The organism is Siminovitchia terrae, from assembly GCF_003605405.2.
Lineage (GTDB): Bacteria > Bacillota > Bacilli > Bacillales > Bacillaceae_C > Siminovitchia > Siminovitchia terrae.
Window position 1 is genome coordinate 254,816 of sequence record NZ_QYTW02000002.1, and the last position, 24,208, is coordinate 279,023.

A 24,208-nucleotide genomic window follows, 5' to 3' on the forward strand; every position below is an offset into this window, starting at 1 on the left:
CGTCCAGTATTCCAGATTCGGGCCATTTTATTTAGTATGAGTTAATTAGAAAAAGAGGGATATTATGATAAGGGCATATAAAGATACCGATATTGATATATTGATTAATATTTGGTACAAAGGTTCTTTACAAGCACATTATTTTATTGATGCTGATTATTGGAAGGCTCAAATTGAGGAGATGAAAGAAAAGTATATTCCGATGTCAGAAACTCACGTTATAACTAGTCAATCAAAAATTGCAGGATTCATTTCAATGGTAGATGACTATTTAGCAGCGCTCTTTATTGATGTAGCATATCAAAATAATGGGACTGGGAAAGAGTTATTGAACTTTGTAAAAAGACAAAGAGATATGATTCAGTTGAAAGTATATAAAGAAAATGTAACGGCAGTACGTTTTTATAAAAAAAATGGTTTTGTTATAAAAAAAGAATTAACAGATGAGCAAACTGATAAGCAAGAATACTTAATGGAGTGGAGTAAAAACTAATTTTTGTTCAATAATCGGGCGCTTTAATGGAATAAGGAGCACTGAAATAATCAAACTTTTTTATAACTAAAGGGGGCGTTAGCTGAAAAAAGGACATCACATATTAGTCATATATAATATGTGATGTCCTTTTATTTATTTAACTTTTTATAATTTAGGTCTTGATAATAAATTAAAGGGGTGTCTTTACTTTTTTTCAAAAGACTGAATAGCATCAACTCCGAAGGAATAGCTTTCTATGCCTGAGAATAAATAACCATAAATTTTCTGAAAAGTAATTGTGCCGAGACGATAAGTATGATAAGTTTATAAAATGGAATGAAGTTTAAACTTCAAATTTAATTAATTATAAAGTTATAACTTCTTGATGTGGGTGAACAGTGATGAAACTGATGGAATTGATTCAGGCCCGGTACAACCACCTGTCAAAGGGACAGCAAAAGGTTGCTAGATATTTACTCAAGAATCCAAGGGAATTTGCGCTACATTCAGCCAAAGAAATTGGAGAGCAATCCGGTATTAGTGAGACGACGGTCATCCGTTTTTGTTATGCGATTGGTTTGTCAGGATATTCAGAGCTCCAAAAAACGGTGCGGGATCAAATTGTTTTTGAAAAAAGCAGTTTGACCAGCTACTATTCTTCGAAATTAGAATTAATGGACGAACCTCGTTTTTTTGAACAGGTGATGGGAAAGGACAGCCAGTTCATCCAAGAAACGATCATGCGAATCAACGAGGCGGATTTCCATAAAGCCATTGATCGTTTGGCTTCAGCTGAGCAGGTGTATATATGCGGGTTGAGGTCATCTTTTCCAATTGCAAACTGGCTTGCTTTTTCACTTGGAATTGTCAGAAAAAATGTTCAATTGATCCGCAGGGATACAGACGATGTTCTATCTATGATCTCAGGGATGACCAGCGGTTCTGTCCTCATTGCTCTGTCTTTTCATCGGTATATGAAGGAAACACTTCATATTGCAGAAATTGCCAAAAGCAAAGAGGCATGTATTATTGGAATTACAGATTCTCCGGTTGCTCCGATCAGGGATGTAGCCGATATTCTGTTACCGCTCCATTCTGCGGAAATGTCCACCCTGGATATTGCCCCGGCATTGATTTCATTCATCAATGCCATTGTTGCTGGTGTAACCATCAAGAATAAGGCTAATTTTGAAAAACGAAAAGAAGATTACGACCGAATCAATAGCGAAGGATTTTTCTTTAGTTAATTTTAACTTCATTCAGCAGAAATCTCCCACTTCTGTAAGTGGTGAGATGAATGCATATTGGTATTCCATTCAGTGGGGGTTCAAACCCCGGCTGAATAAAGTCAAAGCCTCCGGCGGATGCCACAGATTTTCAGAGGAAATTTATCGAGCGGGGCTCGATAAAATCTGGGCGCAAATACGCCAAGGCGAATTTGATAATGAAGAGGTAATTGAAATGGTTGAAATACGTACACTTCAAACAATTCAAGAGTTACAGCTTGTACAGGAATTAGAGAAAACGGTTTGGGGCATGGAGCCTATTCCAGTCCATCAAACGATTACGGCAGTCAAGAATGGCGGGCTGATGTTAGGAGCTTTCATTGAGGATAAGCTTGTAGGTGTCAGCTACAGCTTTCCCGGGTATGTCAATGGAAACACTTATTTATGCTCACATTTGCTCGGTGTACATCCGGACTACCAGCATAAAGGGATTGGAAGACAGTTAAAGGAAGAGCAGAAAGAAGCCGCATTAAAACTAGGATATACAATGATGACTTGGACGTATGATCCTCTTGAAAGCAAAAATGCTTACTTGAATTTATCCAAGCTGGGCGGAATTTGCTCGACATACGTGGAAAACTGTTATGGAAATATGGATGATTCGCTGAATGCCGGACTTCCGACAGATCGCTTTAAATTGGAATGGTGGATTGACCGCCATTTTGTCATTCCAAAAAGTGAGAAACAGTTCAAGATTCCCTTGGAATCTGTGCAGGAAGGCGTGCCAAAACTGGCCGACGTTGAGTCAGCACTATCCGGAATTGAGAAATACGACATCGTTTTTGTCCCGGTTCCCGCCTTTTTTCAGGAGTTGAAACAAAAAGATAAACTGCTTGTCATCGATTGGCGGATGAAGACCCGGAAAATTTTCCAAACATTGTTTGCCAAAGGGTATGTGGCGGTTGCACTTGAAAGAGAGCAAGCAGGACCTGTCCATTTTTATAAATTAGTGAAAAAAGAATTAATGGGAGTTGAAAAACATGCGAATTAAAGAAGTAACGTTGCGCCATTTGCAAATGAAGCTGAAGTTTCCATTTACAACAAGTTTTGGGACATTCCAGGACAGAGATTTCATTTTACTTGAAGGGAAAGACGAAAACGGCAACTCAGGATGGGGAGAATCAGTTGCTTTTCATTCGCCGTGGTATAGTGAAGAAACGATGAAAACGAACTGGCATATGTTAGAGGATTATTTGATTCCTGCGTTATTGAATCAGGAAATTACACATCAGGATGAAGTTTCTGAGGTTTTTTCCAATATCCGCAAAAACAATATGGCCAAATCTACGATTGAAGGTGCTGTATGGGATTTGTACAGCCAAGAAAAAGGCGTTTCCCTTGCTTCTGCACTTGGCGGGAAAAAATCAAAGATAGAAGTCGGCATCAGCATCGGTATCCAGGACACAGCTTCGGACCTTCTACGCATCATTGAAAAACATGTACAAGAAGGCTATAAGAGAATGAAGGTTAAAATCAAGCCGGGTTGGGACGTTGATGTGATGCGTGAAGTTAGAAAAGAATTTCCAGATGTTCCGCTCATGGCCGATGCGAACTCTGCTTATACGTTAGAGGATATCGATACATTAAAAGCGTTGGATGAATTTGATCTGATGATGATTGAACAGCCTTTGGCATCGGATGACATTATTGACCATGCTAAGCTTCAAGAAGCCATTTCCACTCCGGTTTGCTTAGACGAAAGCATCCATTCCTATGAGGATGCTAGAAAAGCGATTGAACTAGGGAGCTGCGGGATTATCAACATCAAAATTGGACGTGTCGGCGGTTTATCCGAGTCCAAACGAATTCATGACTTATGTGAAAGCCATCATATCCCTGTTTGGTGCGGCGGCATGCTGGAATCAGGAATCGGCCGGGCTCACAACGTGGCCCTCACCACTTTGTCGAATTTCATCATGCCAGGTGATACGGCTGCATCTTCACGCTATTGGGAAAAAGACATCATTACACCGGAAGTCACAGTTGAAGATGGATATATTACAGTTCCTGATAAACCGGGTATCGGTTATGAACCTGATCTGGAAGCAATCGAAAGCTTTACGATCGAGAAAAAAACATACAAGTAAATAAATGAGGGAAGAAGAGAGTTCTTTTTCCCTGTTCATCAAATTGACAAAAAATTCAAAAAACCAAAAGGGGAAAATTATGAAAAAAAGCATTCAAATTGGCGGAGCTTTTATCGGCTTAATCGTTGGAGCCGGATTTGCTTCAGGTCAGGAAATATTACAATTTTTTACAAGCTTTGGCTGGTTAGGAATAGCCGGTTCAGTTGTAGCCACTTTTTTGTTTGCCTTTATGGGTATGAATCTTGCTCAACTTGGAAGCCGTCTGCAAACCAATTCCCATAAGGAAGTTATATATCATATTTGCGGTAAATATCTTGGAGTGGTAGTCGATATTTTAATGACCTTCTTTTTATTCGGTGTGACGGTGGTCATGTTCGCGGGGGCAGGTTCCATATTTGAACAGCAATTTGGCATACCAGGTATCATTGGCAACATTTTACTTGCACTTATAACTATTATTGTCGTTTGTCTTAACATTGAAAAAGTCATTTCAGCCATAGGTGTTGTAACGCCGTTTCTGATTTTGGCAGTTATTATCATTGCCATCTACTCATTGTCTACAATGGACGGCACTTTTGCTCAAATGCAGGATGTCGCAAATGCTCAGAAACCCGCTGCTTCCAATTGGGTGCTTGGCGCGCTTCTGTATGTTTCCTATAATATTGCAGCCGGAGCCGCTATGCTTGCTGTTATGGGCGGTTCTGTAAAAGATGAAAAAACAGCAGGCTGGGGTGGAATTATTGGTGGTGTCGGCTTAGGTGTTTTGATTTTTCTTATCAATATCGGAATGTTTGCGAAATTTGATAATATCTCGGGAACTGATATGCCGATGCTGTATTTGGCAAATGAAATTTCTCCAATCTTTGGTGCTATTATGTCTATCGTTTTATTGGGGATGATATTCAACACTGCGGTGGGTATGCTGTACGCTTTTACCGCACGGATAAGTCAAACAGATGCGCCAAAGTTTAGAGTCCTTGTCGTTATATGCGGAGTTGCCGCGTTCGGTGCAAGCTTTGTCGGTTTTATTACACTGGTAGGAACAGTCTATCCTACTATGGGTTACCTAGGATTTACATTGATTGCAGCGATTATTGTTGCTTGGTTCAGATGGAGGAAGAAGCCAGAAGGCCAGGATACGAGCGAACCTGCGTCTTAATACTTGGAGATTTTTCGCTGACTTGAGAATCTTCTTTTAGATGCTTGTACAAATCTTGAGTTGGCGAAGCATATCATTTATCTCGACGGGTATCCAGAAAGCTCATTTAAAAGCGGGTGTTAGGACGGGATTATTGCCCATTCTTGCTATTTTCAGTAAAAACGGTCACCATTAGTGGAGATAGATGCCCGTCTCATAAGAGAATGGTTACGCACCAACTTCAAAGATGAAAGAAATGTCTCCGTTCGCATATTTTAACTTCATTCAGCAGAAGTCTCCCACTTCTGTAAGTGGTGAGATGAATGCCTATTGGTATTCCATTCATTGGGGGGGCAAACCCCTGTTGAATAAAGTCAAAGCCTCCGGCGGATGCCACGGATTTTCAGAGGAAATTTATCGAACGAAGCTCGATAAAATCTGGGCGCAAATACGCCAAGGCGCATTTGATTGAAGCTTCCGCCCCAAGTTTTTCAATGGCCGTTGAGAAAATCGTTTTTCATTAATTTTCCCACGGCCTCATTTCTTCTATCTGAAAATAGGTGCTATATTTAAGGAAAACAGAGCAGAGGAAGTGATGGATTGGAAAAAGAGAGGCTGGTACGTATTTTTGATAGACAGGCAGCAAAATATGAATCGAATAAGGAATCGTCCAACCTGAAAAAGTGGCGGAGAGAACTGCTGAGCCAAGCGGAGGGAGAAGTGCTTGAGCTTGCTGTCGGGGCGGGAGCTAATTTTCCATACTATCCTCCAGATGTTAAAGTGACGGCTGCTGATTTCAGCCAGGAAATGCTGGGCGCGGCTCGAAAGAAAGCATCCAACTACAATATACAAGCCGAATGGATATGTGCAGATATAGAGAAATTGGAATTTGAGTCTCATTCCTTCGATACAATTGTCTCGACTTTGTCCTTTTGCTGTTATGGAAATCCAGCAGAGATGTTGAAAAAAATCCAACGATGGTGCAAGCCTGGGGGAAAAATATTGTTGTTCGAACATGGGATAAGCTCTAATATTTTCGTTTCTGGGGCCCAAAGGGTCTTGAATCCGCTTTTATATAAAATGATCGGATGCCACCAAACACGTGACATATTAAACTTGGTACACGAATCGGGATTAACAGTGCAAAGGACAGAAAGTCACTGGTTGAATATGTTTCATATTATTTGGGCAAGTCCGGGGGAGGGATTTTAAACTGCCTAAAAGGGCAGGGGCAATGGTTGCCTTATGCAATAAAACCGTTTTGCGAGGAAGCTTTCCCTAAAGTAATTATTAATTTTTTAACTTCATTCAGCACAGAAATCCTCCATTTCTGTAAGTGGTGAGATGAATGCATATTGGTATTCCATTCGTGTGGGTTCAAACCCTGGCTGAATAAAGTTAAAGCCTCCGGCGGATGCCACAGATTTTCTGAGGAAGTTTATCGAGCGGAGCTCGATAAAATCTGGGCGCAAATACGCCGAGGCGCATTTGATTGAAGAGAACTGATAGATTATATTTTTTCCGTAGCTGTTTCGCCTAAGCTTTCTCTTATCGTTCCACACCGAAGGCCTTTTTCAGAATCTCAATGAAAGGGGCATCGTGAACAGCCTAAGAAACTAGAGTTTGTATGAGTTTCCTGCAAACTCTATATGAGCATCTGCTACCTTATTTTTCAGAAAATATGCTATACTGGAAGCCATTGAGAATCCGACAAGGGAGTGGATACATATGTATGATATCGCGATTATTGGAGCAGGTACGGCCGGAGGAAGTGCGGCGGTCTTTGCAGCCAAAGCGGGAAAGAAAACAATTGTCATTGACAGTGGGAAAAGTATGACCAAGCGTGCTTTGATCTTGAACCATTACGGAATTGAGGAGATTGCCGGCCCCGAGTTGATTGAAACCGGGCAAAAGCAGGCAGCGAACTTTGGAGCAGAAATTGTTCAGGACACAGTTGTGAATGTGACGAAAACCGAAAATGGATTAAAGGTTGAAGGCGAAAGCGGAACATACGAAGCCAAGCATGTCATCCTTGCAACCGGTGCTCTGGCCACATTGGCCGAGAAAATTGGCGTCAGCACAAAGGATGGAACAGAGCCGCGAATTAAGACAATCGTGGACGTCGGATTGGACGGAAAAACAAACATTGACGGCATCTGGGCCGCCGGAACAGTTGCGGGCGTTAGTGTCCACACCATCATAACAGCGGGTGACGGGGCTAAAGTGGCAATTAACGTCATCTCCGAATTAAATGGCGAGCGCTATGTTGATCACGATGTATTAAAGAATTAGGAAAACACAATCGGAGCAACTCCCCCGGACATCCTTGGATGGATCGGGGGAGTTGCTCCAACTCTTTTATAAAGGCAGCCACTCTCTTATAAAAGCTCCAACTCTCTTAAAAAAGCAGCCACTCTCTTATAAAAGCTCTCAACCATATAGTAACATGCTCAGCCAAAATCGTTCTGAGTCAGAAAGGTATTTGATTGTCTGTTGATTGTAAAGTTGAAAAAATTCACATTTGATGGGCGAACTTAAAAGCACTCCCGCTAATATCAACGGAGGTGCTCATTTTTATCTTTTCTTACATAGTAACCAAACTATCCCTTTTTGTCTTTCAGTTTTTCCATATACAGGATAAGAGCTATTGTAATGGCTACGCACAATGCAATTTTAATAAAGCTGACGATTGGAGAAAACAATACGGTTAGCCCAATCATAGAGCCAATCAATCCGTATAACGGGGTTTTAAAGGCGAATTGTCCGAGAACTGCACCGAATATAGCAGGAAGTATAAAGTTGAAAGCATCTTTTACAACATCAGGTAACATCATAATAATATAGGATCCGCCTAAAATGACGATGACAATTACTATTGTATTTACTAAACAAGCAACTGCTATGCCAAAAACACCAGCAATTTCACCTTTATTAGATCCATTTTCTACACCAATTGCTTCCTGGGCTGCGGCAGAACATGGCAGGCATAAATTTGAAATGTTTCCTGATAGGAAGGCCAGGTAGGTTCCGGCGATTCCGAGAATAGGGTAGTAAGTAATCGGCTCTATCACCCACATGACCCCTATGAAGCCAGCATATCCAATCAATCCGGTAATAATTGGACCCCAGCCCGGATGGGCCCCAACAATAAATGACATATACAAAGGGGCAGATAAGGAAGCTAAAATTGTCATTAAAAGAGTCAAACGTCCCCAAAAATGAGCCTTGTTATGAAAGTGGGCCATACTGTCATTGATACGGATATTTCCCTGTAATACTTTTTGTGGGTTTAGAGCCATTCGTTTTCCTCCTCATATTTCATAGTTTTTCTAAGGCCTAAATAAGCGAAACAAGGTATCCACAATACATTCCAACAACCATTGATATTGCAAGAGCCCATTCTTTTAGCCAAGATTTACCGGTTTTTTTAGCGACGTACAATACGGCAAACGTCGTGAATATTGCCATAAAACCAGAAATTGCCGAACTGATATCAATGGCCATTTTTTCAACAGCCAGATATCCAAAGGCTCCCATCATCGCCGCAGCCGATACTACTCCCATTATTTTTGGGTTCTTTGCCTTCAGCTTGTTCTGAACATTCCCGAGGGATTTTGTAAAAAGAAATGCAAAGATAAGCCATCCCATCCCTCCAAGGCACATCGTCCAGATCACTGTAGAAAAGGCTTCAACTGTAAAAGAATCTGTTCCCAAGCTGCTGCCAAACGCCTTTGCACCAATTTCCGCAGCAGCTGCTTCAGTTGAGGCAGACCCAATAATACCGATTCTCATCATTGTTAATGGAGAGCCAATTAATGCAATCAGCGAAATAATGACGATTCCGATACCCATAGAAGGTCCAATTGATCCGATTATCCCGGTTTTGATAGCAGTCCTCACCTCTTTGGATGTCATTCCGACCTCAGGCGCCGTTTTCTTGGCCATTCTAATGAAAATCAAGGCCTGGAAAATGACGATAAATATGACAAAAAAGGCAATAATCCAAAGGGGTGCAGTATTGGAGGCTTTCATAACTTCCTCTATCAATGAACTCTCTCCTTCCCATTCTCTTTTAAAATATTATTGGATCGCTTCTTTATCCATGGCAATTCTGTTTTCATTGTGTGACAAGAAATCCAATACAAGCCCAATAAAAAGTTTGCCAATATATATGATGGCTCGTTCATCCACATCAAATTTTGGATGGTGATGAGGATAAATTTTCGTTTGGTCTTCTAATGCACCGCCCACCCAAAAGAAGGAGCCCGGCCGCTCTTTTAAGTAATAAGCGAAATCCTCCATGCCCATTTGTGCTGGATTTCGTTTTACCATTTCTTTTCCAAATAATGATATCGCTACTTTTTCAACGCGTCCCGTCTCTTCCGGATGGTTGACTACAGCAGGATAGCCGCGCGTATATTTGTAATCGATAGACGCTCCAAGTCCGCTGCATGTTGATTCAGCAATCTTTCCAATGGCTTGTTCGATATGTTCGCGGACACTTTCTTTAAAAGTGCGCACCGTACCGGTAATTTTCGCCTTATCAGGAATCACATTATATCCTTCTCCTCCATGAAAGGATGCTACGGTAACGACGGCTGAATCAATCGGATCGACTTGCCGGCTAACAATTTGCTGTAAATTTAAAAGTAATTGACTTCCGGCAATTAGGGGATCTATGGTTAAATGTGGGGTAGCGGCATGTCCGCCTTTACCGGCTATTTCTATTTCGAATATGTCGCCATTTGCCATAGCGTAACCCTCTTTAATCCCAATCTTTCCAAGAGAATCTGTTGAACCGACATGGGCGCCATAAACGACATCCACATCTTGCAAACAGCCATCTTCAATCATCGCTTTGGCTCCTCCAGGAATAACCTCTTCCGCAAATTGATGGATAAAAACAATATTGCCGTTTATACTGTCGCGATTCTCACTGAGAATTTTAGCTACACCTAGCAGAGCAGCTGTATGCAAGTCATGGCCGCAAGCATGCATGACACCAGGAATAAGAGATTTATAGTCGACATCCTTTTCATCCTGAATCGGCAAAGCATCGAAATCAGCACGAAGAGCCACTGTTTTACCAGGATTGTTCCCTTTAAGTGTTCCAACGACTCCACGGCCGCCTACGCCCGTTCTGACCTCTAATCCAATGGAACTCAGAAAGTCTGCAATTTTCTTTGGAGTGTCTTTCTCCGTATGAGACAGTTCCGGATACATGTGTAAATCCCTTCTGAAGTCAACGAGCTCTGGATACAGTTCTTCTAATCTTGAAAAAAACTTTTCTTTCAATGCATATCCCTCTTTTCCAAATTTTTGAGTTTAGTCAGTTTTTTAAAAGCGCTTTCTTCTCTCGGTTGGAGTATTATAAATTGTCGACAGTCGATTTACTGCATTCTATTAAACCTCTTATATTGTGTCAACAATTACAAAAGTTCTAATTTATCTAAAATATTGATGCATTTATGTCATTTTGTTACTAAATTCCCATTAAATACGGCTATTCAATTCAGTTATTAAAATACCCTACAAAAGTTCCGAATTGAATAAATTATCTAAAAAGTGTTGAAATAAATTGTATTTGTTTATATAATACTAAAAACATTTCTTTAATTGTCGACAATCGACTCTAGTTCTTTCTGCGTATTTTTAAAAAATTAATAGAATCAGGAGTTGTTTAAAGGTGAATGAAATTTGTTATTTTACTGCCCGCGAGCTGGCCAAAGCCATTCGAAAACGCGAGTTATCAGCTCGTGAAGTAATGGAAGCGCACCTGGAACAAATCGAAAAAGTGAATCCAAGCGTCAATGCGATTGTTTCGCTAAATAAGGAAGCGGCATTGAAATCTGCGGATCAAGCCGATCAAATGCTTGCTTCCGGAGAAAAGACAGGCCCGTTCCATGGTCTCCCGATTGCCATTAAGGATACTCATAATGCAAAAGATTTCCCTATGACAAGCGGTTCTCTGGCATTACGTGATAACGTTTCCAAAGAGGATGACCTCATCGTGGAAAGGTTAAAAAATGCAGGAGCCATCGTAATTGGCAAAACGAATGTCCCAGAGTTTGGGGCTGGTGCCCATACATTTAATGAGATATTCGGACCAACAAGAAACCCTTATGACCTCAACCGCACCGCGGGTGGAAGCAGCGGAGGGGCAGCTGCTGCAGTAACCTCTGGCATGCTGCCTTTTGCAGATGGCAGTGATATGGGCGGATCGTTGCGTTTTCCGGCTGCCTTCAACAATGTGGTAGGGATGAGACCGTCACCGGGACGGGTGCCCTCCTATCCGAAAGCCGCCCCTTATTCGACACTTGGTGTTCAGGGGCCGATTGCAAGAAATGTGGAAGATGCGGCTTTTTTGATGTCAGTGATTGCGGGATATGATAAAAGATCGCCGATTGCGGTCCATGAGTCGGGTGAAAAATTTTTAGAACCATTCAAAAAGGATATAAGCGGTTTGAGGGTGGCATGGACCTGTGATTTTGGAGGGGAAATTCCTGTTGATCCTGCGGTAAGAAAAAATCTCCAGGAGCAGTTGAAGGTATTTACCGATTTAGGCTGCCAAGTGGAAGAGGCAAGCCCGAATTTGGCGGAAGCGGATGAAGTGTTCCATACATTAAGGGCCTGGGAATTTGAAATGGGCGGCAAAGACTTGTTTGATAAATTCAGTCATTTAATGAAACCAAGCTACGTTTGGAACTTTAATAAAGGCCGTGACTTGCGCGGGATCGACATAGGCAGGGCAGAGAGGCTTCGCAATGAGCTATATCACCGAATGAGAGTATTTTTTGAGAAATACGATATCTTCATTCTGCCAGTCAGCCAAGTTCCTCCTTTTAATGTGAATATCGAATATCCAACAGAAATTAATGGAGTGAAGATGGAACATTACATAGACTGGATGCGTTCCTGCTGCTATATTTCAGCACTTGGCAATCCAGCATTATCAGTGCCTTCAGGATTTACTTCTGATGGTCTTCCGCTTGGCCTCCAAATTGTTGGCCCTTATCATGCAGACTTTGAGGTACTGCGCATTGCGTATGCATTTGAACAGGCAACAAAGTACGGGAATATCCGCCCTGATCTGGCAACCGACGCGCTTGCCCAGTCATAGTAAAATCTTTACAATGGAATATTTCTTTTTTTTTAAAAGAAAAGACATGGGGTCTAACAAGCCCCATGTCTTAAACTAGGTTCATTTACTTTAAATAAACTTATACATTTATCCAAATACAGCTTTAGTCATTAAGAACAAAACAGAAGGGCCCATTAAACATCCAAGACCTGTATAAAAGGTTGCCGTAACTGCCCCATATGGTACCAATTTGGGATCCGTTGCCGCCAATCCACCTGCAACGCCACTGGTTGTCCCCATTAACCCGCCGTAAACCATAGCCGTACGAGGATTATTGAGCCCAATATATTTCGCTACAAATGGCGTACCTACCATGGTGAGAATGGCTTTTACAAGACCGGCAGCAATACTGATTGTAATGACCTCAGAGGTTGCACCTATGGCGGCTCCCGTTACAGGTCCGACAATATATGTAGCCGTTCCGGCACCAATTGTTGTAAGACTAACTGCATCGGTGTATCCGAAAGCGAGGGCAATCCCGACTCCAACCACAAAGGAAAGTACGACACCGATAAAAAGTGATACCACACCTCTGACCCCGGCTTTTTTAATTTCATCAAAACTGGCTCCAAAAGCGGTAGCGACAATGGCAAAATCTCGGAGCATTCCGCCACCCATCAGACCTATTCCGGCAAAAATGCTAACATCAGACAGCCCCTTTTCACCTCCTGTCGTTATCCCTCCGAAATAAGCAAGCATCAGGCCAATAATGATAGCGATGGCCGAACCGTGAATCCTTCCTTTTGTAAATCTATCAGAAATAACATAGGAGATATACATTGCGGCCCCGACCACTGCAAAGGAGACGATCAGCGGATTATCTGTAAAGACTTTACTTAATGTCTCTAACATTGATTTCTTCGCCTCCAGTGAGATGATTTTCGTCTAGAGCCCCATCAAAAACTTCTTCCCTTTTGCTTGTGCTTAAAATAGGTACAACCATCCAACTGATAGCTACAGCCGCTACGCCTGCGACAATAGCAAGGGGTCCTCCATCAAGTGCGCCGGCAACATTTTGACTGGCAGACATGGCGATGACAATAGGGATATACATAGCGCTCCAAAAGCCCAGACCATCTTGCGCAGCTTGGCTTAATTTCCCTCGCTTTTTTAGGTGATCAACGATCAGGACAAGCATCAACATGGCTATACCTACACCGCCTACGTTTGCTTCAATACCCAATGAAAGTCCCAACAATTCACCCAGGAAAACACCGCTTAGCATACAAATCGCCAGCAAAGCTACACCGAAAATAACCATCCTTACACCTCGCTATTTTAGTATTTTGATGAAGAACAAGAAAAAGTAAGCGCTTGCAATGATGCGATAGTATAAAGTCGACTGTATTCTATGAATCATCATAAATCCTATTAATTAAAAAATCAAACATTATTTTAATTTCTAAAAAAATTGAATATAACTACCTTTACTAGTATAATATAATCGACAGTCGACTATATTCTAAAATTTCCGTCTTAAGGAGTGTAGAGCATGAGAGCCAAATTAGCAGACAACGCTTTATCCAACTCAATTGCAAAATACATCACCGAACAAATCATTACTGGTGAAATAAAACCTGGTGAAAAATTGGTGGAACATATTTACGCGGATCAATATGGAACGAGCAGGGCTCCCGTTCGTGAAGCTATCTACTTGCTCGCCATAGAGGGGCTGGTAGAGAGAATTCCCCGAAAGGGAGCCGTGGTGAAAGAATATACGGAGAACGAAATCTATGATCTCTTGGAGATTAGGAATATGTTGGAGAATATGGGGATGGAGCGGATTAAAAGACATGGGGTTGATCAGGACCTGCTAAAGGAAATGAGAAAAATTCTTGAAGAAATGAAAGAAACGGATGACGTTTTTTCTTATACTCAATTGAACCACTCCTTTCACATGTGCCTTATTAAAATGAGCAAAAGTGAAACAATCAAAAACATGTATCTCCGTCTTGGATGGCCATTACTGAGAGTTCAAAGCGCTTCGTTTTCTTATAAGAAAAATATTGAAAAGTCTGTTGCGGAACATGAGCTTATTGTTAAATTGCTGCATGAGGCCAACATGAAACAGTTGTCCGAATTGCTAGGAAAACATAACGAAGATGTCATCTTGAGTGTTCAAAAAATGATGGCAGCTGATTAAGCAAGGGGGAAGTACTGTGAAAATTGCCTTTTTGTTCCCGGGTCAAGGATCACAAAAGCCTGGATTGCTGCATGAATTGCCATCATGCGAGGCAGTGGATAAAGTACTTGAAACAGCTTCTGCGACCCTGAATGTAAACGTATACAATCTTCACCTGGAGGAATCCCTCTCTTCAACCAAAAACGTTCAGCTCTCCCTATTAATTGCAGGTGTCGCCGCATATAAAGCATTCGAAGCGGAGGAAGTTAAACCACATTTTGTAGCCGGCCATTCAGTCGGCGCCTTCAGTGCTGCAGTAGCAACAGGCACTATAGCTTTTACGGATGCTCTAAGAATGGTCAGTCTGCGCGGCGAGTTAATGGAACGGGCATATCCCGAGGGTTACGGGATGGGGGTTGTACTAGGGATGGAAACACGGAGGCTTCAAAGCTTGATTGATTTTTACTCCGATAATGACAATCCGGTATTTATAGCAAATCAAAATGCACCGGATCAAGTAACGATTTCAGGTTCTTTGCATGCGATTCAAAGGGTTTTAGAGGGTGCACGGCAGGAAGGAGCACGGTGCGCTTCAATTTTGAACGTCAACGTGCCTTCACATTGTCCCCTTCTACAATCTGTTTCGGATTCTCTGAAAGAGGCTCTTCATGAAATTTCATTTTCCCGTCCAAAGATACCCTATGTAGGAAACCGAAGAGCGCGGGTATTATGCGACCCGGACGAAATCAAGCTGGATCTTGCAGAAAGTGTTTCAGCTCCAGTTCAATGGCATGACGCCTCTACTGTTTTATACGAAAAAGGGGTAAGGCTTTTTATCGAAATGCCTCCAGGGACAGTGCTGGCAAATTTAGCAGAAAAGGCATTTCATGACGCAAGAGTACTCTCTGTAACAGGCAATGGATTCAATGATTGCCTATACATCGCAGCACAAGAGCAAGTGAAGTAAAGAAAGGAGATTAGCGATGGAAACATTAAAACAGGCAGTAACCAAGAAGGCTTCCTGGACAACCCGCCTTGAGGAAAAGCAGAGAAGAGTTGAAAGTATAAAAGGCCTCGCAGATGGCAAAGTGATTCCGACGGACTCTATAGTTGAAGCGATGGAGAATCTGATTTTGCCCCATGACCGTGTGGTTTTAGAAGGAAATAACCAAAAACAAGCCTCATTTCTGTCTGAGGCACTTGCTCAAATCAATTCAGAGAAAGTATTTGATCTGCACATGATTATTTCAAGCATTTCCAGACCGGAACATTTGGATCTGTTTGAATACGGCATAGCGAAAAAGGTGGATTTTGCCTATGCAGGCCCACAGAGCTTGCGAATGGCCCAAATGCTGGAAGACAAGCAGCTTACAATGGGGGAAATCCATACATACATAGAGCTGTATGGGCGCCTTTTTATTGATTTGATTCCTTCTGTTGCTTTGGTAGCTGCGGATAAAGCTGATCGAAATGGAAATCTCTATACTGGACCTAATACAGAGGAAACACCGACACTTGTCGAAGCGGCTGCTTTCCGGGATGGCATTGTAATTGTCCAAGTAAATGAATTAACGGATGAATTGCCGCGTGTAGATATACCCGGATCCTGGGTTGACTTTGTTGTTGTTGCTGATCAACCATACGAGCTGGAGCCTCTATTTACTCGTGACCCGCGTCACATTACCGATATTCAAATCTTGCAGGCGATGATGATCATCCGCGGAATTTATGAAAGACATCAGGTGCAATCATTAAATCATGGGATTGGATATAATACTGCCGCAATTGAATTGTTGCTGCCGACTTACGGAGAATCACTGGGCTTAAAAGGAAAGATCTGTAAACATTGGGCGCTAAACCCTCACCCTACCTTAATTCCCGCGATTGAAAGCGGCTGGGTCGAAAGCGTTCATTGTTTTGGCGGGGAAGTAGGGATGGAAAAATATGTAGAAGCTCGCAGGGATGTGTTTTTCACCGGTCCTGATGGAAGCTTGCGGTCCAACCGAACCCTGTGCCAAATGGCCGGGCAATATGCGGTGGATCTGTTCATTGGGTCTACTCTGCAAATGGATCATGAGGCAAACTCCTCTACTGTCACGCGCGGCCGGCTTGCGGGGTATGGGGGAGCTCCAAATATGGGCCATAATCCCGGAGGGCGCCGCCATTCTTCATCAGCTTGGTTAAATATGATGACTTCGGAGGATCCTTTAGCCCGCGGAAAGAAGCTCGTTGTACAAGTAGTAGAGACCTTCCAAAACGGAAATAAGCCGGTATTTATTGATTCACTCGATGCCATTGATGTAAAAAGAGATTCTAATCTCGCTACAGCGCCGGTGATGATTTACGGGGAAGATGTCACACATGTAGTAACCGAAGACGGAATTGCCTATTTATATAAAACAGACAGCATGGAAAAAAGAAGAGAAGCTCTCTCGGCAATTGCTGGCGTTACGCCCGTTGGGCTTAAGCAGAGTCCCGCTCAAATCGAGCAATTGCGCGGGGAAGGGTTGATTGCCTATCCGGAAGATTTACAGATCCGGCGGACAGATGCAAAAAGATCCTTACTTGCCGCTAAAAGCATAGAGGAAATTGTTGAGTGGTCAGATGGCCTATACGAGCCACCCGCCAAGTTTAGGAGTTGGTGAACATGAAAGGAAGCCACTTGGAAAAGTTCACCAGTGCTGTTGCATCAATGGCCGTCTCTTCGCTAATTGAGGAACTGGAACTCACTCCCAAACCTGGACTTGTTGATAAAAAGAACACTGGGGCTCACAAAGACTTAACGTTTCAGTTGATGAGAGCATCAGCAGATTCTCTTAGGGATACTGTCAAAGAAATAGTTTTTGTCAGCTATGGCCGGCTCCCGTCACAATCTTTGAGAGAAGAAATTGCAGCCATCGGCAGGGACGGAGAAAAAAGAATGTTTGAAGTTACGGATGGCATCAATACGCACAAGGGAGCCATTTGGTCGATTGGGTTGCTTGCATCCGCTTTTTCCACAGGAAAAGGACGATTCACGACTGAGGAAATCCTCTCCATGGCAGGCAAATTAGCTCGTTATCCTGACCGGTATTGTCCCGTGACAGACACAAATGGAAAACGGGTGATAAAAAAGTTTGGTGTGAAGGGAGCCAAAGGAGAAGCCCAGCAAGGGTTTCCCCATATAAGACAGTTTTCCCTTCCTATGTTGAACCACTCCCGCGCCATGGGATTAACAGAAGAGAAAGCTAAATTATATGCGCTGCTCTCTTTAATGGCTCATTTGGACGACACGTGCATTCTTCACCGGGGCGGATCGGACGGCTTGTCATCTGTAAAAGAGCAGGCGGCATTCTTCTTAATCAGTGGTGATTTTGATTTGTTAAATCAAATGGATGAAGAATTTATCCATCAAAATATTTCCCCTGGCGGAAGCGCGGACCTTCTTGCTGCTACACTGTTCTTGGATAAAATCAGTAAAATACAATCACTCAACGAAGTCTCAAACGAATATCAGCTTATTTGATCTTGGGGGTGCTTTACTTGGAAAAAATCGTCTATACTTTTCCCGCCACAAAAAAAATAGATCGCTTTTCACATGTGGGTGTGGTTGGATCCGGGGATCTCGAAGTCATTATGAAACCATCCGATAACCCCGAGGCTGAAATTACGATCCGGACTGGTATATCAGGTTATAAAAATACATGGGAAGCTGTGATACAGCGTTTTTTTACCCTGCATGATATTGCGGCAACCGTAAAAATCAATGATTTTGGCGCGACCCCGGGAGTTGTCAAACTCCGACTCGAACAAGCGCTGGAGGTGAGCGGTCATGATTAAAACAATAAAAGCCAGTTTTGTTGAATGTGACGCTCGTGAAAGAACCCTTGGTTTATTAGACGAAGGAACGTTCAGAGAATTACTGGGACCGATAGATGAATTCGAATCCCCTCATCTGGAACCGCAAGGTATTGTCCCTCAAAGCGATGATGGGGTAGTGGTTGCGAAGGGAAAGATAAATAAACAGCCGTCACTCATCATATCCATCGAAAGCAAATTTCAGGGCGGTGGAATTGGCGAAGTTTCAGGCGCCAAAATTGCTGGAGCATTGGAGTTGGCGTTGGAGGAATGCAAAAGGGGGGCTCATATAATCCCTGTTCTTGTTTTCGATACAGGCGGAGTCAGATTGCAAGAAGCGAACTATGGTCTGCTTTCCATCGCTGAAATCAGTGCAGCGATTGTAGCACTTAAACATTATGTTCCCGTCATTGGGGTTGTACCGGGGAAAGTGGGGGCTTTTGGCGGCATGTCCATTACAGCTGGTCTTTGCAGCGCGATTATTATGACGCGAGAAGGAAGACTTGGATTGAATGGACCTGAAGTAATCGAGCAGGAAGCAGGGATTCGCGAGTTTGATTCAAGAAACCGCCCTCTTATTTGGGGAACAATAGGTGGTGAACAGAGGACGGCTTCCGGATTTGCGGATATATTGGTTGAAGATGACAAACAAAAAATGAAGGAAGCGATCATTTCTGTCATGAACGGACAAACTGCTGGCGCTCCTAGAACAGATCAAATAAGACAATACGAATCTCTAATGGATTCAATTGATCCTGATCAACCATTATCCCCTGAAAAGGTAAGGGAACTTTGGCATCAGAGGAAAGAGTCATGTGTAAATAAAAATGCCCCCTCCAAAGATGAGAGGAACGTTTCAGGAAGAGGGAAAGTCTGGTTTGATCTGCTGCGTGACGATGCTCCTGAAATAGGAGATGTCCCATCTGTTCAAGTGGCAGATGGAATGATTGGAGAAAAGAAAGTACGGTTCATTGCTGTCATACCTGATCCCCAAAACCAATTTCCACGTGCCAGAAAAGGAGAATTCGGCCTTTTGGAAGGATGGTCGGTCGCAAAGTATGTACAAGAAGCGATTAAAGAGGACGAAAATAGTGAAAAACGGGCCATTATCGCCATTGTAGATGTTCCGAGCCAGGCGTATGGTTACCGGGAGGAATTGCTGGGAATCCACCAGGCATGCGCTGCGGCCACGGCTGCCTATGCATCTGCGAGACTCAACGGACATCCTGTGATCGCATTCATACCGGGAAAGGCCATATCTGGAGCTTTTTTATCCCATGGCATGCAGGCAAACCGATTAATAGCCTTGCGCGATGACGGAGTAAATGTACATGTGATGTCCAAACAATCAGCAGCCCGGATTACCCAACGGACTCTTGAGGAATTGGACGCTGCTACAAGAGAAGTGCCAGCTATGGCGTACGATATTGATTCATTTGAAAAATTAGGAGCCTTATTTTCATTGGTGGATCATGTAGAAGCGGACCATCCGAAAGAAGAGGACCGAAATATTATTTATAAAGAAATAGAAAAAGCGATTGAAGATATAGAAATAGATCAGTCGAAGGATTTAAGTGTCAGATTAAAAACTCCTCTTGCAGCTTCCGGCAGAGCCGCATCCATCCTGGTAAGAGAAAAGTTGAGTGAACAATGGAGTTAAAGCCCCATGATTTATTAGAAATATACTGCGCAAAGGACTTAATAAGCTATGATTCTCTGCCAGAGTGGGCAAAGGCATCGATTGATGCAGCCCCCTTTGTGGTAGTACGACGAGCTCGGCCAGCTCCGGGTTTCGCAGCGGTGGGTATTCGTGGATCCAAGAGGAGTGAACGATTTGCAGCCTTTTTGCCAATTGACCGGATTAAAAGAAAGGTCACACCCGAAGATCTGGCTAAAGAACAAAAATGGAGAGAACAGGACAAGGAAATCTTTCGTCATTTAGAGAAAGTTGCTCATTTAATGAACCACCATTCTCTTGAATGGGGCATTGCGGGAAGTTTGGGATTTGAACTGGTAAGCGGCAAAGAGACAACGACAAATTCAAGCGATATTGATCTCGTTATCCGTTTCAATAATCAATTTACATCCAAACTTGCGAAGAAAATAAAAAATGAACTGGAAAAAATGAAGGTTCGAGTAGATGTCCAAGTGGAAACAAGATATGGGGCTTTCTCACTCTTCGAATATGCTGATTGTGAGAACAGGCCCATATTACTTCGAACAATGGATAGGCCTATGTTAAAGAAAATATAATGAACTATCCCTGTATAAGGGCGCTGATGGAAAAGCGACTCTTATACAGGATATTTGTGTTCCAAAAGGAGATCTCGATTATTAGTACTCTTAGAAGTGATTGAAAGAGCAATTGTAAATGGAAGTTTTCACTATTTGCCGATTTTATGTTTGTTGACCGTCATGGAAACCTCCTTGTAGAACAGGCATATAGCAGTGGGAATGGTTCAATCATTTTGCCGAGTGCCGTTTGGATAAGGTCTATGAAATAGGGGTTTGACGAAAAATTTCAAAGAAGAGGGGGAAGAGCTCAGAAGAAATTTTGGTCGCTGAAGACTGGCCAAAGGCATGGAAGTGAACATTCGGTCAGTATTTGAATAAGGAATAGAAAACAATACCTTGGGTAAAGTGTACTTATACACTTTATTTATATAAAAGCAGCCACTCTCTTATAAAAGCCCCAACTCTCTTATAAAAGCAGCCACTCACTTATAAAAGCTGCCACTCTCTTATAAAAGCCCCAACTCTCTTATAAAAGCAGCCACTCACTTATAAAAGCTGCCACTCTCTTATAAAAGCCCCAACTCTCTTATAAAAGCAGCCACTCACTTATAAAAGCTGCCACTCTCTTATAAAAGCCCCAACTCTCTTATAAAAGCAGCCACTCACTTATAAAAGCTGCCACTCTCTTATAAAAGCCCCAACTCTCTTATAAAAGCAGCCACTCACTTACAAAAGCCCCAACTTTCTTATAAATCCTCTCAACCATACAACGCGGGAACTCAGTTGTTTTTTACAACTCATCTTTGTAATCTTCCATCAGCAAAGCATACATATACAAATCATCAAACTTGCCCACGCCGTATTCGTATTTGCGGAGCAATCCTTCCCGTAAAAAACCCAATCTTTCTACTAGTTTTACAGAGGCCATATCCTTAGGCTCAATCAATGCCTCTATTCTGTTTAACTTCATTTGCTTAAAACCATATTTGATAACCGTATCCAGCACCTCATTGGCAATGCCCTGTCTCCAATAGCGTCTATGCTTCGTATCCGATTTCGGCCCGTAAATTTGCCAGGCTCATGTTGAGAAATCCGCAGCTCCCAATAATTGTAGGAAACTTTGTTGAGACTACATTTTTTAGTTGTTTAGGGCAACCGCCACCAAAAGAAATAGCTAAAGTTTTGTGTTTAATGGCTAAATTTTATTTTCGTAATTCAGGATAATAGTATGAATGATACAGAAATTACTTAATTTTTAGACCAAATAGTTGATTGTTTGTGAAAATTCCGTGACTTAAAATTAAGATAGTTAAAAAAGAAAAAACTTGATTTATTAATCAAAAGATCAATCTTTAATGGAGGGTGAGAAAATTAGCTGGAATATATGAGTCGTTACCTGAAGATCTTTCCAGATACTTAATTATGACAGAGAGGGTATCTTAAATGACCATTTATAAGATAAACAGTATGGATGAATCCGAATACGACCGATATGATCAACTAGTAAACTTGCCCGATCTGGAATTAACTAGTTTGCGTTATAAAAAACTGCTTCATCAATCGCGGAGTGTTTAACTTCATTCAGAAGAAATCTCTCACTACTGTAAGTGGTGAGATGAATGCCTGTTGGTATTCCATTCAGTGGGGGCTCAAACCCCGGCTGAATAAAGTCAAAGCCTCCGGCGGATGCCACAGATTTTCAGAGGAAATTTATCGAGCGGAGCTCAATAAAATCTGGGCGCAAATACGCCAAGGCGCATTTGATTGTCATTGACGATTGTTTTTTCAACTATGGAATGACAAACATAACTGCCAGAAGGAAATCAATCTTACAATTCTTAGATTATGTTTATGAAAAGGAAAGGCCAGATCAAAGTAAAATGTATCTGCGGTTTGAAAAGGGAGGAGTCAAAAATTACCTTTATTATTTCATGGATAAGTGCTTAAATGAGAATCAAACTTATGAATAAGGGTGATATTTTTGGGAATCAAGGCACATGATCTTTCATTAGACCATTTGATAACAACTCAAGAAAAGACCGGAATGAAACTGAAGGATTTACAGCTGACTCTGACAAGTGCAGATGCCTGGGGGTTACTCCGAAAAGACTTAACTAGCGCTCTTGGCGTAAGTAGGGCGAAGAGATTTTTGTTACGTTATGGATGGAACTGTGGTGTTCATGAAGCAAGAATTCTAAAAAAAGCAATTGATTGGGAAAATGATTTGGAATGGCTGATTGCCGGCTCAAAAATGCACCACCTGACAGGGAGAGTTCTGTCATACCCTGAGAAGTTCCAAGTGAATATGGAAAAGGGACGATTTAATGTCTCAGGTCACTGGATTGATTCTTATGAGGCGAAACAGCACTTAACTTATTCAGGTAAGCACCATGAACCTGTCTGCTATTTTTTAATTGGCTATGCAAGTGGATATACAAGCGAATGTATGGGGAAAAAGGTGATTTTTAAGGAGATAAATTGCAAAGGGAAGGGAGATCAGCATTGCAGCTACATCGGCAAAACAGTTGACGAATGGGGAGAGGAAATTTCAGAGGAGCTTTTCTTTTATGAAGATGCTGACATGGGGAAAGAGCTGGATCAGATGCATAGAAGAATTGAGCAGCAAAAAGAACGTTTCAAAATCGGCTACACTCTTAGTCAAAACCTTACCAAGGACATGCTGCAGGGAAAAGGACTCTCAGGATTTGCAGAAACAATAGGAAGAAGCCTTCATTGTCCAGTTTTGATTGAAGGAAAACACTACGAAACATTGGCTGAATATGGAGATATTCCTGAGATTCATAAATACATGAGTGTTTATAACATTAAAGATAAGATAGAAAAAATGAAAGGGAATTCTTTCATTGAATGGTCTCTAGAAGATAAGACATTTAAATTGTTAACCACTCCGATTTTAATAGAGAGCAAGAATTTCGGTTATATAACGATAGTCATCGACCAAGAGAATGATGACTTTTACAAAGATTTGCTGGAAAGAGCAGCAATCATTTCAGCTTTGCACATGCAAAATGAAAGGGTTGCCATAGAAACGGAACAGCGTTTAAAAGGTGAACTCTTAGAGCAACTGCTTAATAATAAAGGAATTAAGAAAAACGAAATGTTCGACAGGTTTTCTTATCTTGACTATAACCTCTCTACTCCACACTATGTTATGTATGTAGTCATCCAGGAAGAAGCAAAAGAGATTGATAATTACGAATATTTAAATATCAGAAATAGAATTTCCGAATCTATTTATCAAGATTTTTTTAACGACGATAACCAGCCTCTCATATTACTAAAATTAAATTGCATTCAAGCAATTATCGATAAAGATTTAATCGACACTAACTATAAATCTCCAAGACATTTTGGTGAACAAATAATAAAAAAGCTGGGTCTGGCAAATGTGTACATTGGAATAAGTGATCCGGCAAAAGAAATTACTGACTTTTACAAAAAGTTCCAAGAAGTGAAAAGGGCCGTTGAACTTGCCATTTGGAAGAAGTCCGAGTCGAAAGTGGTCTTGTCTAACGAGCTGGGGCATTTGACTCTTTTCCTTAGTGCTAGAGACCCCGAAGATTTGGAAGCCTTTGCAAATGAAAACTTACACAATCTGATTGAATATGACAAGAAAAGAAACGCAGAGCTACTACATACCCTTATGCAATATACCCAAAACGAGTTTAATGTTCATAAGACAGCGAGAGAGATGTGCATTTCCATCAGTGGAATGAGGTACAGAATCCAAAAGATTGAGGAATTGCTTGAAATAGATTTATCCGATTCAAACAGCAGATTCCAAGTGCAGCTTTCCCTGCAAATATTGCTTGTACTCGGCAAAGTCGATCATTTAACACTTGTTTAGACCATTCGAATACCGGAGG

Annotated in this window: 25 protein-coding genes and 1 pseudogene; 20 read left to right on the forward strand and 6 right to left on the reverse strand. The window is 41.9% G+C overall.

The window, feature by feature from the left end; all coding sequences use genetic code 11:
• Window positions 1–64: 64 nt before the first annotated feature.
• The 9 genes from D5F11_RS03570 to D5F11_RS03605 all read left to right on the forward strand — a co-directional run bounded on the left by D5F11_RS03570 (window position 65) and on the right by D5F11_RS03605 (window position 7,278).
• Window positions 65–493 (forward strand): N-acetyltransferase, encoded by a 429-nt coding sequence (locus D5F11_RS03570; RefSeq protein WP_120114674.1) that lies wholly within the window; start codon window positions 65–67, stop codon window positions 491–493.
• A gap of 383 nt (window positions 494–876) precedes the next feature.
• On the forward strand, window positions 877–1,722 hold the full coding sequence (locus D5F11_RS03575) for a MurR/RpiR family transcriptional regulator (RefSeq protein WP_120114673.1): 846 nt from the start codon (window positions 877–879) through the stop codon (window positions 1,720–1,722).
• A 46-nt stretch (window positions 1,723–1,768) separates the two neighbouring features.
• Complete coding sequence (locus D5F11_RS03580; protein ID WP_306428766.1) at window positions 1,769–2,752, forward strand: GNAT family N-acetyltransferase; 984 nt, start codon at window positions 1,769–1,771, stop codon at window positions 2,750–2,752.
• Window positions 2,742–3,848, forward strand: a complete 1,107-nt coding sequence (gene menC / locus D5F11_RS03585; RefSeq protein ID WP_120114672.1) for an o-succinylbenzoate synthase — start codon at window positions 2,742–2,744, stop codon at window positions 3,846–3,848. The genes D5F11_RS03580 and menC overlap by 11 nt, the downstream gene beginning before the upstream one ends.
• A 79-nt stretch (window positions 3,849–3,927) precedes the next feature.
• Complete coding sequence (locus D5F11_RS03590; RefSeq protein WP_120114870.1) at window positions 3,928–5,007, forward strand: YkvI family membrane protein; 1,080 nt, start codon at window positions 3,928–3,930, stop codon at window positions 5,005–5,007.
• 235 nt (window positions 5,008–5,242) lie between these two features.
• Window positions 5,243–5,458 carry a hypothetical protein gene (locus D5F11_RS03595; RefSeq protein ID WP_126646491.1) on the forward strand — a complete coding sequence of 72 codons (216 nt, stop codon included), beginning with the start codon at window positions 5,243–5,245 and terminating at the stop codon, window positions 5,456–5,458.
• A 128-nt stretch (window positions 5,459–5,586) separates the two neighbouring features.
• The gene (locus D5F11_RS03600; protein WP_120114670.1) at window positions 5,587–6,198 is read left to right on the forward strand and encodes a class I SAM-dependent methyltransferase; all 612 of its coding nucleotides are present in this window, start codon (window positions 5,587–5,589) and stop codon (window positions 6,196–6,198) included.
• A 143-nt stretch (window positions 6,199–6,341) separates the two neighbouring features.
• Window positions 6,342–6,482: a hypothetical protein gene (locus D5F11_RS25890; protein ID WP_185830484.1), complete on the forward strand. Its 141-nt coding sequence runs from the start codon at window positions 6,342–6,344 to the stop codon at window positions 6,480–6,482.
• Between the two features lie 232 nt (window positions 6,483–6,714).
• A complete protein-coding gene (locus D5F11_RS03605; protein ID WP_120114669.1) occupies window positions 6,715–7,278 on the forward strand; it encodes an FAD-dependent oxidoreductase in 564 nt (187 codons plus the stop codon).
• A gap of 308 nt (window positions 7,279–7,586) precedes the next feature.
• On the opposite strand, the gene D5F11_RS03610 is transcribed toward D5F11_RS03605, so the two are convergent.
• From D5F11_RS03610 to D5F11_RS03620, 3 genes are read right to left on the reverse strand one after another with little or no spacing between them, the layout of a single operon-like run.
• Complete coding sequence (locus tag D5F11_RS03610) at window positions 7,587–8,285, reverse strand: small-conductance mechanosensitive channel (RefSeq protein WP_120114668.1); 699 nt, start codon at window positions 8,283–8,285, stop codon at window positions 7,587–7,589.
• 37 nt (window positions 8,286–8,322) lie between these two features.
• Complete coding sequence (locus D5F11_RS03615; RefSeq protein WP_120114667.1) at window positions 8,323–9,033, reverse strand: DUF5058 family protein; 711 nt, start codon at window positions 9,031–9,033, stop codon at window positions 8,323–8,325.
• Window positions 9,034–9,066: 33 nt separating this feature from the next.
• Window positions 9,067–10,281: a M20 metallopeptidase family protein gene (locus tag D5F11_RS03620; RefSeq protein ID WP_120114666.1), complete on the reverse strand. Its 1,215-nt coding sequence runs from the start codon at window positions 10,279–10,281 to the stop codon at window positions 9,067–9,069.
• A gap of 391 nt (window positions 10,282–10,672) precedes the next feature.
• On the opposite strand from D5F11_RS03620, the gene D5F11_RS03625 reads away from it, so the two are divergent.
• The gene (locus D5F11_RS03625; RefSeq protein ID WP_120114665.1) at window positions 10,673–12,106 is read left to right on the forward strand and encodes an amidase; all 1,434 of its coding nucleotides are present in this window, start codon (window positions 10,673–10,675) and stop codon (window positions 12,104–12,106) included.
• A 108-nt stretch (window positions 12,107–12,214) separates the two neighbouring features.
• Here D5F11_RS03625 and madM read toward each other — a convergent pair whose 3' ends face one another.
• Both madM and madL read right to left on the reverse strand, forming a co-directional pair.
• Window positions 12,215–12,979, reverse strand: coding sequence for a malonate transporter subunit MadM (gene madM, locus D5F11_RS03630; RefSeq protein WP_120114664.1), 765 nt, complete (start codon window positions 12,977–12,979; stop codon window positions 12,215–12,217).
• The gene (gene madL / locus D5F11_RS03635) at window positions 12,960–13,388 is read right to left on the reverse strand and encodes a malonate transporter subunit MadL (RefSeq protein ID WP_120114663.1); all 429 of its coding nucleotides are present in this window, start codon (window positions 13,386–13,388) and stop codon (window positions 12,960–12,962) included. The genes madM and madL overlap by 20 nt, the downstream gene beginning before the upstream one ends.
• Before the next feature lie 231 nt (window positions 13,389–13,619).
• Between madL and D5F11_RS03640 the strand changes: the two genes are divergently transcribed.
• Genes D5F11_RS03640 through D5F11_RS03670 form a run of 7 tightly spaced genes read left to right on the forward strand, consistent with a single transcriptional unit; the run spans window position 13,620 to window position 20,339 of the window.
• Window positions 13,620–14,270: a GntR family transcriptional regulator gene (locus tag D5F11_RS03640; protein WP_120114662.1), complete on the forward strand. Its 651-nt coding sequence runs from the start codon at window positions 13,620–13,622 to the stop codon at window positions 14,268–14,270.
• 16 nt (window positions 14,271–14,286) lie between these two features.
• Window positions 14,287–15,216 (forward strand): malonate decarboxylase subunit epsilon, encoded by a 930-nt coding sequence (gene mdcH, locus D5F11_RS03645; RefSeq protein ID WP_120114661.1) that lies wholly within the window; start codon window positions 14,287–14,289, stop codon window positions 15,214–15,216.
• 16 nt (window positions 15,217–15,232) lie between these two features.
• Entirely contained in the window at window positions 15,233–16,894 is a 1,662-nt protein-coding gene (mdcA, locus tag D5F11_RS03650) for a malonate decarboxylase subunit alpha (protein ID WP_120114660.1), read from the forward strand.
• Between the two features lie 2 nt (window positions 16,895–16,896).
• Window positions 16,897–17,754 carry a triphosphoribosyl-dephospho-CoA synthase gene (locus tag D5F11_RS03655; RefSeq protein ID WP_120114659.1) on the forward strand — a complete coding sequence of 286 codons (858 nt, stop codon included), beginning with the start codon at window positions 16,897–16,899 and terminating at the stop codon, window positions 17,752–17,754.
• A gap of 17 nt (window positions 17,755–17,771) precedes the next feature.
• Window positions 17,772–18,068 carry a malonate decarboxylase subunit delta gene (locus D5F11_RS03660; protein ID WP_120114658.1) on the forward strand — a complete coding sequence of 99 codons (297 nt, stop codon included), beginning with the start codon at window positions 17,772–17,774 and terminating at the stop codon, window positions 18,066–18,068.
• Entirely contained in the window at window positions 18,061–19,746 is a 1,686-nt protein-coding gene (mdcD, locus tag D5F11_RS03665) for a biotin-independent malonate decarboxylase subunit beta (protein WP_120114657.1), read from the forward strand. The genes D5F11_RS03660 and mdcD overlap by 8 nt, the downstream gene beginning before the upstream one ends.
• Window positions 19,737–20,339, forward strand: coding sequence for a malonate decarboxylase holo-ACP synthase (locus D5F11_RS03670; RefSeq protein ID WP_120114656.1), 603 nt, complete (start codon window positions 19,737–19,739; stop codon window positions 20,337–20,339). Before mdcD ends, D5F11_RS03670 begins: the two co-directional genes overlap by 10 nt.
• A 772-nt stretch (window positions 20,340–21,111) precedes the next feature.
• Here the strand turns inward: D5F11_RS03670 and D5F11_RS03675 are convergent.
• A pseudogene (locus tag D5F11_RS03675) lies at window positions 21,112–21,430 on the reverse strand (GNAT family N-acetyltransferase); the annotation flags it as partial.
• Between the two features lie 334 nt (window positions 21,431–21,764).
• On the opposite strand from D5F11_RS03675, the gene D5F11_RS27685 reads away from it, so the two are divergent.
• The 3 genes from D5F11_RS27685 (at window position 21,765) to D5F11_RS03680 (ending at window position 24,189) form a co-directional block, all read left to right on the forward strand.
• On the forward strand, window positions 21,765–21,896 hold the full coding sequence (locus tag D5F11_RS27685; protein ID WP_281277058.1) for a hypothetical protein: 132 nt from the start codon (window positions 21,765–21,767) through the stop codon (window positions 21,894–21,896).
• 40 nt (window positions 21,897–21,936) lie between these two features.
• Entirely contained in the window at window positions 21,937–22,095 is a 159-nt protein-coding gene (locus tag D5F11_RS25895; protein ID WP_185830485.1) for a hypothetical protein, read from the forward strand.
• A 207-nt stretch (window positions 22,096–22,302) separates the two neighbouring features.
• Complete coding sequence (locus D5F11_RS03680) at window positions 22,303–24,189, forward strand: XylR N-terminal domain-containing protein (RefSeq protein WP_120114654.1); 1,887 nt, start codon at window positions 22,303–22,305, stop codon at window positions 24,187–24,189.
• Window positions 24,190–24,208 lie beyond the last annotated feature (19 nt).

Bases quoted from the DNA above. Each gene is read 5' to 3' on its own strand.
- D5F11_RS03570 (WP_120114674.1), top strand. From the start codon at position 65: ATGATAAGGGCATATAAAGATACCGATATTGATATATTGATTAATATT.
- D5F11_RS03575 (WP_120114673.1), top strand. From the start codon at position 877: ATGAAACTGATGGAATTGATTCAGGCCCGGTACAACCACCTGTCAAAG.
- D5F11_RS03580 (WP_306428766.1), top strand. From the start codon at position 1,769: ATGAATGCATATTGGTATTCCATTCAGTGGGGGTTCAAACCCCGGCTG.
- menC (WP_120114672.1), top strand. From the start codon at position 2,742: ATGCGAATTAAAGAAGTAACGTTGCGCCATTTGCAAATGAAGCTGAAG.
- D5F11_RS03590 (WP_120114870.1), top strand. From the start codon at position 3,928: ATGAAAAAAAGCATTCAAATTGGCGGAGCTTTTATCGGCTTAATCGTT.
- D5F11_RS03595 (WP_126646491.1), top strand. From the start codon at position 5,243: ATGTCTCCGTTCGCATATTTTAACTTCATTCAGCAGAAGTCTCCCACT.
- D5F11_RS03605 (WP_120114669.1), top strand. From the start codon at position 6,715: ATGTATGATATCGCGATTATTGGAGCAGGTACGGCCGGAGGAAGTGCG.
- D5F11_RS03610 (WP_120114668.1), bottom strand. From the start codon at position 8,285: ATGGCTCTAAACCCACAAAAAGTATTACAGGGAAATATCCGTATCAAT.
- madM (WP_120114664.1), bottom strand. From the start codon at position 12,979: ATGTTAGAGACATTAAGTAAAGTCTTTACAGATAATCCGCTGATCGTC.
- madL (WP_120114663.1), bottom strand. From the start codon at position 13,388: ATGGTTATTTTCGGTGTAGCTTTGCTGGCGATTTGTATGCTAAGCGGT.
- D5F11_RS03640 (WP_120114662.1), top strand. From the start codon at position 13,620: ATGAGAGCCAAATTAGCAGACAACGCTTTATCCAACTCAATTGCAAAA.
- mdcA (WP_120114660.1), top strand. From the start codon at position 15,233: ATGGAAACATTAAAACAGGCAGTAACCAAGAAGGCTTCCTGGACAACC.
- D5F11_RS03655 (WP_120114659.1), top strand. From the start codon at position 16,897: ATGAAAGGAAGCCACTTGGAAAAGTTCACCAGTGCTGTTGCATCAATG.
- mdcD (WP_120114657.1), top strand. From the start codon at position 18,061: ATGATTAAAACAATAAAAGCCAGTTTTGTTGAATGTGACGCTCGTGAA.
- D5F11_RS03670 (WP_120114656.1), top strand. From the start codon at position 19,737: ATGGAGTTAAAGCCCCATGATTTATTAGAAATATACTGCGCAAAGGAC.
- D5F11_RS27685 (WP_281277058.1), top strand. From the start codon at position 21,765: ATGACCATTTATAAGATAAACAGTATGGATGAATCCGAATACGACCGA.
- D5F11_RS25895 (WP_185830485.1), top strand. From the start codon at position 21,937: ATGAATGCCTGTTGGTATTCCATTCAGTGGGGGCTCAAACCCCGGCTG.